Below are 9,023 nucleotides of genomic sequence, written 5' to 3' on the forward strand. Positions count from 1 at the left end.
AGCCCCAGCCCATCCCTTGCATCATCGTTCCCTGCATCATTTCTCCATTCATTATGCCGTTCATAATAGTATTTCTCCGTAGATTATAGTATTGGCATTAATAGTAGTGTGCGCGCTAAGCATAGAAATATCAGATGCTCATTAATTACATCTCTTCAAGATCAGAGCCGATAAATTAACAACAGTTAAACGACGAATCCCTTAAAATCAGTAACATTATCCTTGAGGGCTTTGCATCATCTGACGACAGTAAGTGGCTAAATTTTCTGGTAAATCCTCTGGGCAGACGCCGCACTGCTGGTTGCCAGGGACAGCATAGTCAATGAATTTTGGATACGGTAGGTTTAGTTTGCTCATGATGACCTTGAACTCTTCGAGTGTTATGTCCCCGCCAAGCCGTGGATTGCGCTTTTTTTCCTGAGCGATTGAAGATACAAAGCACTCCTTATAGTCGTGCGCAGGGTAGACCAGCGTGTCGTCTGGCAAAGAAAAAAGTTTCTGCCGCACAGATTTATACAGTGCATCGGCATCGCCATTCTGGAAGTCGGTCCGGCCACATCCATCGATAAGTAAAGCATCACCAGTGAACACCCGCTCATTAAAGAGATACGCAAAATGACCATCGGTGTGTCCCGGCGTATGCAATGGGTGCAAAGTAATACCAGCAACCTGTAAAGGCGTGCCTTCTTCTAATCCGACATCCACACACGGCAGACGGTCAAAGGCAGGCGCTGCAATCTTGCTACCGACAGCTCGCTTCATTTCTAATGCTGCAGTAATGTGATCTGCGTGGATATGCGTGTCAACTGTATAGACCAAATCCAGTCCCAATTTATGTACCTCAGCCAAGTCACGATCCATAGTCGCGATGACCGGATCAATCAGGATAGCCTGACCTGTATCCTCGTCCCCTAACAGATAGGTATAGGTGCTAGAAAGGGGTTCGTACAATTGACGAAATATCATGATTACTCCTTATCTAATGTGGTGGACAATGCCCAATACACTGGTTATTGCACCTATGTTTTATATATTATTTTCTAACATAGTATATGTATAAAACATTACTTTATATGTGCTTTATATGACATTACTAGACCGAATTAGCTAATTAGAACTTCATAGTTTTATAATATCTACATACATCATTGTCTATTCCAGCTCTTCAATGAGCGCTTGCATCTCAGCGATTTCACGCTTTTGCGCCTTAATAATATCGTCAGCGAGCTGTTGCACTCGTGAGTCTTCGATATCTGCTCTTGAGCTGGTCAGAATAGCAATCGAGTGATGCGGTATCATCGCTTGCATCCAATCGACTTGATCAACCGTTGATTGAGAGCGCACGCCCCAGATACCGATGGCAAACATCAATATACTTAGCCCATAAACCATCAAGTTAACTTTGGTTTTTTTGTACATATTGCCCATAAAGGCCAGCATAATGACGGCCATACCGGCACCCATGTAGAGCGCCATATAAGCTCGGGTTTCACTAAAGTAAATATGACTCCATTCATAAGTATTGAAATACATCATGATGTACATCACAATCGTAGACGACACAATCATCAGGGTGAACTACACATAAGGGTTCATGCCCGATTGATGATTCATATTGTTTTGATCTGAAGCATTCATAGTATATCTCCTATTATGTTAATAATATTAGAACCAGAATTTAACTCCCGCAGTCAAACTACTGCTATCAATTGATTCATTATGTTGACGTCGTTGACCACGAGCACTGCCAAGCGCTGTCTCATAACTCACACCGACGTAAGGCGCGAGTTGGCGACTTAATGTCTCATAAGTAAGCCTAACTTCCGCCTCCATCTCGTTAAAGCCTTTGGTAATATGGTTGTCGCTATCCTCTTTACTAAATGCCGTTAGTCCTACTTCCGGTATCACAACCCAGTGCTGGCTCAAACGCCACTCGTATTCTGCGCCAAGGTCCAATCGGACTTGTCCATCAGAGTACAGATAAGCCATTGCATCGGTTTCAATAAAATAAGGTGCTGTGCCCTCAATACCCGCCATAATGGCAGGCTTATCATTCTCGGTATCGTAGGCTACCCCTGCCAAACCATTCCAGAAGATACTTAGTGGCTTCCAATAAGACAACGAGGTCAGACTATCAATTTCTTTATCACCCTTGGTCTGAACACTACCTTCGCTACGTAAAGAGAGGCGACGCTCATCTAGGCCATACCAAGCACCCACTTCATAATTAATCTGATCGTCATCAAACTGATAGCCTAAATCATCTACAGAAACGCCCCATAATGGCATATCACCCATCATCATAGGCTTACCATAACGTCCATAGGGAACGCCGTTTGAGTAGTCAGGACTGCGAGCATCAGCTGGAGCCTTACCACCTTGCATACCTGACATATCCATACTGCCATGATCCATACCTGACATATCCATACTGCTATGGTCCATATCTGACATATCCATACTGCTATGGTCCATGCCTGGCATCATCATGTCTTTTTTAGCAGTGGACGGGTCAGCAGCGTTAGCAAATGATGATGCTAGCAATACCAATGATGATGCCCCAGCGAACCGTAAACCTACTTTATGTATTTTCATCTCATCTCTCACCTATCAATCAAAGATTTGCTTAAACGACCGCCACTTCTCTAAACATACCGGCTTCCATGTGATAAAGTAGATGACAATGCCATGCCCATCGACCAGCTTCTCCTGTCACATCAAAGCTGATTTTTTGTGCCGGTTGCACCATAATAGTATGCTTGCGCACCTGAAACTCACCGTTAGGCATGCGCAAATCGCTCCACATGCCATGTAAATGCATCGGATGATTCATCATCGTGTCATTGACCAAGGTAATACGTACACGCTCACCCGGCTTAATATTGACCGGTGTCGCCTCACTGAACTTAACCCCATCAAACGCCCAGATATAGCGCTCCATATTACCGGTTAAATGTAGTTCTATCTCTCGGGTAGGCTTGCGCTGCTCCGCAAATATTGCCTCATCGACAGAGCGCAGCTGACTATAATTCAATACATCTCTATTAATATTGCGCAGGTTGATACCGGGATCATCAAGGTTCATACGTGGACTGTCCACACGCATATCACTCTTAAAATCGTATTCTGTTTTGGCATGCTTAGCTTTATAACCATCAGCACCCATAGCGCCCATCATATCTGCCATTGTGAGCCATTCAACTTTGTCCATGGCAGGCGTTGCTGCACGAGCGCCTTCTTTGGTTGCAAGTGTTGCTGCGACATAGCCTGAACGGTCTATATTTTGGGCAAATATGGTATGGGCATCTTTGGTCGGGGTAACGATGACATCATAAGTCTCAGCCACACCAATACGAAAATCGTCAATCGAAACTGGTGCGACATCAATACCATCGGTTGCCACCACAGTCATTTTGAGACCGGGTATGCGTACATCAAAGATGGTTTGCGCTGAGGCATTGATAAAGCGTAGCTTAACGCGTTGTCCTGCTTTGACGATTTGCGCCCAATTAGCCGCCGTTGTTTTGCCATTGATAAGATAGGTAAAGGTAGTCTCACCCGACAAGTCAGTAAAATCAGTGGGCATCATGCGCATCTGATTCCACATCTTGCGCTTATCAAACGCAGTTTTCATATCTGTTTCGGCAATATCAGACAGTAGCTTCTTGAAGTCTGGCAGATGATAGTTATCAAAGTCTGCTCGCTGTTTGAGTAGCTTCAGTAGATTATGCGGGTTGCGGCTGGTCCAGTCACTAAGCACAATAACGTGGTCTTCGTCGATAGGATGACGCTCACGCCCTTTAGGTTCAATCACAATGGCACCCAGCATACCGGTTTGTTCTTGGAATCCACTGTGTGAGTGATACCAATAGGTGCCTGATTGTTTGAGCTCAAATTTATAAGTAAAGGTGCTGTTCGCAGGAATACCATCAAAGCTAATGCCCGGCACCCCGTCCATCTCAAAAGGTACCAGCAATCCATGCCAATGGATAGAGGTTGATTCATCCATCTGATTATGAACACGTATCACCACCGTATCGCCTTCACGCATCTTTAGCGTCGGTGCTGGCAGTGAATCATTGATGAGCGTCGCCATGCTCTTTTTACCGTTCACAATAGCGGACTGTTTACTGACGTACAAATCAAACTCTTTACCTGTCAATATAGGCACTTTATGAGTATTTTGATCACTATTGATAGTAGCGACCTGACTGCCCGAGCGACTGGAATGTCCCAATGCGCTGCTGGCAATGGTCGGCATTAAGGAGGCACCAAGGACAGCAGAGGATCCGGTTAAAAAACGTCGGCGGTTCAATATGTTCTGTTTATTCATAATGATGACCTAATTTAATTTATGAAAGGGTGAGCTTATAATTTTAATAGTCTGCCAAAAATCTTATCAAAGGGCCGCTATTGTCGCCAAGAAATACTATAGTTGCTGCTGAGGAGACTCAATAGCAGCATAAACTTCTGTGGTGCCATCCTTATTAAGCTGCATCACTTCGTAGGGCATGAATTTACCTTGATACTCCATACCTGGGCTGCCAACAGGCATACTCGGTACGGCAAGCCCAATCGCTTGTGCAGGAGGATTTTCTAAGAACTGTGCCATGTGCTTAGCAGGGACATGTCCTTCAAAGACAAAACCGTCGGTTGTGACAGTGGTATGACAAGAGCGCATTTGCTGTGGTACGCCATAACGCTCCTTGAATAAGGACAGATCTTCAACATCATGCGCGGTTGCGTTTAATCCATTACCTTCTGCATAGCCTACCCATTCTTTACAACAGCCGCAGTTGGCATCTTTATAGACCGTTGCTGAGACGTTTTTAAGTAATGATGATTTAAGTAGCTCTGATTGATTTTTTGATGGAGTATTTACCGAAGCAGGTTTATCTTCTTGCACCTGCAAGGTTTGGACAGCAGCAGGCTCAGCTTGTACTGACTGTGAGTCAGAGACACTGGTATTAGATTGGCTGCAAGCGGCTAGCGTTAACGATAGTGACGATGTCGCCATCAATAAAAGGACACGACCGGATAACCAGTGATGTCCATTAGAAAACCCGTGTGTGTAACGTCTCATCAAATCGCTCCTAAACGTCTATGGTTATGCTCGATATCCTAAAAATTAGACTCTATATTTGAATGCTTATGTATTTAACTATAAATGTTAAATACAGCACTGTTTAGTATTGCATTGTTAATAGAAATACCCGTTATGGTGCTTTCATACCTAAAAAGGGTTAATGCTGCATTCCAGATCCATCATCCGACATATTCATATCACCATCAAATGACATATCCAACATATCGTCGTCTAACCGAGTCGTTAGCATGGTGTATTGATTTTCATTTAAGTCAGGTAACGATCTAATGAAAGCGACCATTGCCCACATCCTATCATCATCGTGCGAAGCGCCCCAAGCGGGCATTCCAGAAGCCATGATGCCATGTTTAATCGCCCAAAAACCCTGCTGTGCACCCGCTTTCGTTTGATAACGTTCAATAACATCAGTCTTGGTAAAGTTAGGCGGTTTAGGATATAAACTTGCACTAAAATCGGTGCTTTCTACCCCAGGAGACAAATGACAGCCTGCACACATATCTTTGTAGTCCGCGCCACCAGTGCTAATCATATCTACTTGTTCTAAATCTGGAACAATGATGTCCTTACTAGCATTCGCTATTGAACGATTGCGAGCGGTTTCTAAAAAGCTATACATCATTGGGCTATGCTCTTGGTCTGCACCCACATTGACAATACCACTGCTGACAACCGCAAACATACCAACGATTGCCACAAATACAGTAAAGAGCGCACCCAATAAAAACTTCATATAGTCTCCTAAAAACTTAATCTCGCTAATCTTACATTCTCATTTAACAGCGTTAAATTTTTAAGATTTGCTGTCAGTAGTAACACAATGTTTTTGGTGCATTTGCTTCATTTTACTCATATTAGCCATCATCGATTTCATGGCAGGATCGTTCATGTCCATCTTACTATGATCCATTTTCTCCATCATCTGCATATGCTTTCCCATCTTTTCACAGTTCATCTGATCTTTTTCAGCATGCATTTTAGGGTCATGCGCTAGAGCTGAAGTTGATACAACTAGAGCGATGGCAGTAAGGGCGATTGATTTAGACAGTGCTTTAAATTGCGACATAATGAATTCCTATTGATTGGACTAAAAGCTATTGAGGGTAAAGTGATTAAGGGTAAGGCAGTTAAGCCAGTTTCAATGATACATTATTCATTCTGACTGGCACATGACATTAAGATTACAATATTGTCATCTTCACATCTTTGGATTTTAATGCGCAACGTATTCATTTAATATGGCTTCAGCATTGCTATCACGATCGCTACCATATTTTTTTACAAAATATTTTTCAGATTGCAAATGTTGGTCTTGGTGCTGAACCTGACAAGCGACTCTAGCATCGACATAACCTTTCATTTGCGCACTGGAAATCTGTGCATCGTTATGATCTGCGTTCTTTGCAAAACTAGTGACAGCATCGCAATTACTAAGAACAGAAGCGTCTAAGTTTGTGGTGTGTGCATTGGCCGCTGACATACCAACTAACATTGATACTGAAAGTAAAGCTGCTTTTTTTAATGAACTATAATTTTTCATATAAAACCCTTTGAGGATCATTAATTAATAAATCATTTAAGTAAGATAATCGCCTAACTCATAGAAGCCTCCTATATCTGAAACAAGCTTCTATGTGGCGTTGATTTAGAATACTAAATAGTGGCTGACAGCTAGATGACACGGACATGAAATTTTTGTTAGAAACAAAACAACACTGTCATCTTCTTGTCGTTAGAACCAAATGCCAGCATCCGCTTTTATCCATAGAGCGCCGTTATAACAAGGGCTTTTGATAAACATATAGATGATAATCTAACAACGTTAGTGATACGCTGTTGACAACTATAATGATATGAAGGTGAGCGACGATGAAAGTACTATTAGTAGAAGACGAGCAAAAACTTGGTGAATATATCAAAAAAGGCTTAACTGAGGCCGGCTTCATCGTGGATCATTATATGACCGGTCTAGATGGCTATCATGCGTTAATGACTGAAGAATTTAGTGTGGTGCTGATGGATGTGATGTTACCTGACGTCAGTGGCTTTGAGCTGGTACAGCGCTACCGTGCTGCTGGAAAGCATACGCCTGTTTTATTTTTAACGGCTAAAGATGATTTAAGTGATCGGATCAAAGGCATTGAGATTGGTGGCGATGATTATCTGACCAAGCCTTTTGCTTTTGCTGAGCTGATTGTCAGAATAAAAAGCCTACTACGCCGTGCCAACCAGTCAGATTACAAAAGCACAGTCATACATATCGCTAATCTAAAAATGGATATTGCTAAACGTACCGTTTATAGAGGTGATATCCCTATCAAACTGACTGCCAAAGAGTTTGCTTTATTACAGCTGTTCCTAGAACGTCAAGGTGAAGTACTGCCACGCACTGTGATTGCCTCGCAAGTATGGGATATAAATTTTGACAGTGATACTAATGTCATTGACGTTGCTATCAGACGTTTACGAATCAAAATCGATGATGGTTTTGACACCAAGCTGATTCATACAGTACGCGGTATGGGCTACAGGTTAGAGCCGCTAGATGTCGGCGTGGGCGACGATGGTATTAACAAAGATGATCTAAAATAAAATGAGATATAAACTTAAGAATCGACGTTGGCCGCTGTTATGGCGCACTGTTTTTTTATTGACCATATTTGTTATCATCTCTCAAGTCATTATTTATATATGGGTTCAGCGCTCTGTTAATGAACACTTTGAGCAAATGGACTCAGAGATTATTACTCATGCCGCGTTTAATCTGCGCAAACGTATGGTTGCCTTGGACGAAGAAATAGAGCCATTAACAGCTTCAAAGTCCCAATCATTAATTGACGCCAATCACCTGCATTCTTCCTGGTTAGATTATGATTTAAAAACGCTAATATCAGACAAAAATGGAAATTTATTGTCTAGCGATCCCAGTAATTTCATTGATGATCTACCCGCCGATTTTAGCTTATTACAACTATGGCAGTACTATCGCGATCAGCAGTTTATGATCAAAATCAATCATAGACATTATCGAGCGATGATCATTGCAAACCATGAGACTTTAGCGCTTATTGCGCTGCCTATCGATGTTCATCATCAGTATCTCATGCAGTTTAACCGTCATCTGAGTATGATATTGATCGCGATCACACTATTACTGGTGTCAATCGCGGCATTAAGTGTCTATTGGGGGTTTGCGCCACTCTCTACTATTGTCCAAAAGATGAAGGGTATTAATCCTGAAAAGCTACATGAAAGAGTGGTGGTCAGTAATATGCCCTTAGAGCTACGACCATTGGCTGAGTCTTATAACTTAATGATGGAGAAGCTTGAGAGTAATTTTGAATCGTTATCGCGGTTCTCAGATAATATCGCTCATGAACTGCGTACTCCGCTAGCGACGCTTGGCACTCAAACCCAAGTGATGCTAAGTAAGCCTAGAGCGAGCCATGAATATGTTGAGCAGCTGCACCATCAGCATGACACCCTAGAGCAGTTATCTATGCTGATTAATAACATGTTGCTACTGGCAAAGACACAAAAAGGGCTGTCTGATTCACAGCTCAATCGGGTTGATACCGAGTCAATGTTCATTAAGCTTATTGATTACTATGAGCTAATCGCAGAAGATCGAAATATCTCTTTTGAAAAGACGGGCAACTTCCAAGCTGTGCTAGGAGATGAAAGCTTATTACAAAGACTGTTCGCCAATCTCATGTCAAACGCCATTTATTATGCCGCTAGTGACAGTGTGATCATTATTGAAGCCTCTAGTATTGAGATACCCACTGTTCCCCATACTGTGACGAGTGATAAGCAAGATATAAGATTATCTGTGTTAAAGCCTGCGTCTTTCAAGGTAGTGATCACCAATCGCTTGGATCAGCTGTTGACTCAAGTAGAGGCTGATAAACTGTTTGAG

Annotated in this window: 10 protein-coding genes; 2 read left to right on the forward strand and 8 right to left on the reverse strand. The window is 42.5% G+C overall.

Annotation, left to right across the window (positions count from 1 at the left end; translation table 11 throughout):
• Positions 1–216: 216 nt before the first annotated feature.
• The 8 genes from VLN09_RS11430 to VLN09_RS11465 form a co-directional block, all read right to left on the reverse strand.
• Positions 217–966: an MBL fold metallo-hydrolase gene (locus tag VLN09_RS11430; protein ID WP_325246616.1), complete on the reverse strand. Its 750-nt coding sequence runs from the start codon at positions 964–966 to the stop codon at positions 217–219.
• Between the two features lie 186 nt (positions 967–1,152).
• A complete protein-coding gene (locus VLN09_RS11435) occupies positions 1,153–1,569 on the reverse strand; it encodes a DUF305 domain-containing protein (protein ID WP_414709132.1) in 417 nt (138 codons plus the stop codon).
• 96 nt (positions 1,570–1,665) lie between these two features.
• Positions 1,666–2,595, reverse strand: a complete 930-nt coding sequence (locus VLN09_RS11440) for a copper resistance protein B (RefSeq protein ID WP_325246620.1) — start codon at positions 2,593–2,595, stop codon at positions 1,666–1,668.
• 31 nt (positions 2,596–2,626) lie between these two features.
• Complete coding sequence (locus tag VLN09_RS11445) at positions 2,627–4,333, reverse strand: copper resistance system multicopper oxidase (RefSeq protein ID WP_325246622.1); 1,707 nt, start codon at positions 4,331–4,333, stop codon at positions 2,627–2,629.
• Between the two features lie 96 nt (positions 4,334–4,429).
• Positions 4,430–5,083, reverse strand: coding sequence for a DUF411 domain-containing protein (locus tag VLN09_RS11450; protein WP_325246624.1), 654 nt, complete (start codon positions 5,081–5,083; stop codon positions 4,430–4,432).
• Between the two features lie 160 nt (positions 5,084–5,243).
• Positions 5,244–5,837: a cytochrome c gene (locus VLN09_RS11455; protein WP_325246626.1), complete on the reverse strand. Its 594-nt coding sequence runs from the start codon at positions 5,835–5,837 to the stop codon at positions 5,244–5,246.
• 60 nt (positions 5,838–5,897) lie between these two features.
• Positions 5,898–6,170: a hypothetical protein gene (locus VLN09_RS11460; RefSeq protein WP_325246628.1), complete on the reverse strand. Its 273-nt coding sequence runs from the start codon at positions 6,168–6,170 to the stop codon at positions 5,898–5,900.
• Between the two features lie 147 nt (positions 6,171–6,317).
• The gene (locus VLN09_RS11465) at positions 6,318–6,644 is read right to left on the reverse strand and encodes a hypothetical protein (RefSeq protein ID WP_325246630.1); all 327 of its coding nucleotides are present in this window, start codon (positions 6,642–6,644) and stop codon (positions 6,318–6,320) included.
• A 329-nt stretch (positions 6,645–6,973) separates the two neighbouring features.
• Between VLN09_RS11465 and VLN09_RS11470 the strand changes: the two genes are divergently transcribed.
• Both VLN09_RS11470 and VLN09_RS11475 read left to right on the forward strand, forming a co-directional pair.
• Positions 6,974–7,696 carry a heavy metal response regulator transcription factor gene (locus VLN09_RS11470; protein WP_325246632.1) on the forward strand — a complete coding sequence of 241 codons (723 nt, stop codon included), beginning with the start codon at positions 6,974–6,976 and terminating at the stop codon, positions 7,694–7,696.
• A 1-nt stretch (position 7,697) separates the two neighbouring features.
• Positions 7,698–9,023: histidine kinase dimerization/phospho-acceptor domain-containing protein (locus tag VLN09_RS11475; RefSeq protein ID WP_325246634.1), on the forward strand; the 1,326-nt coding region annotated here is incomplete at its 3' end.

Source organism: Psychrobacter sp., assembly GCF_035469765.1.
GTDB lineage: Bacteria > Pseudomonadota > Gammaproteobacteria > Pseudomonadales > Moraxellaceae > Psychrobacter.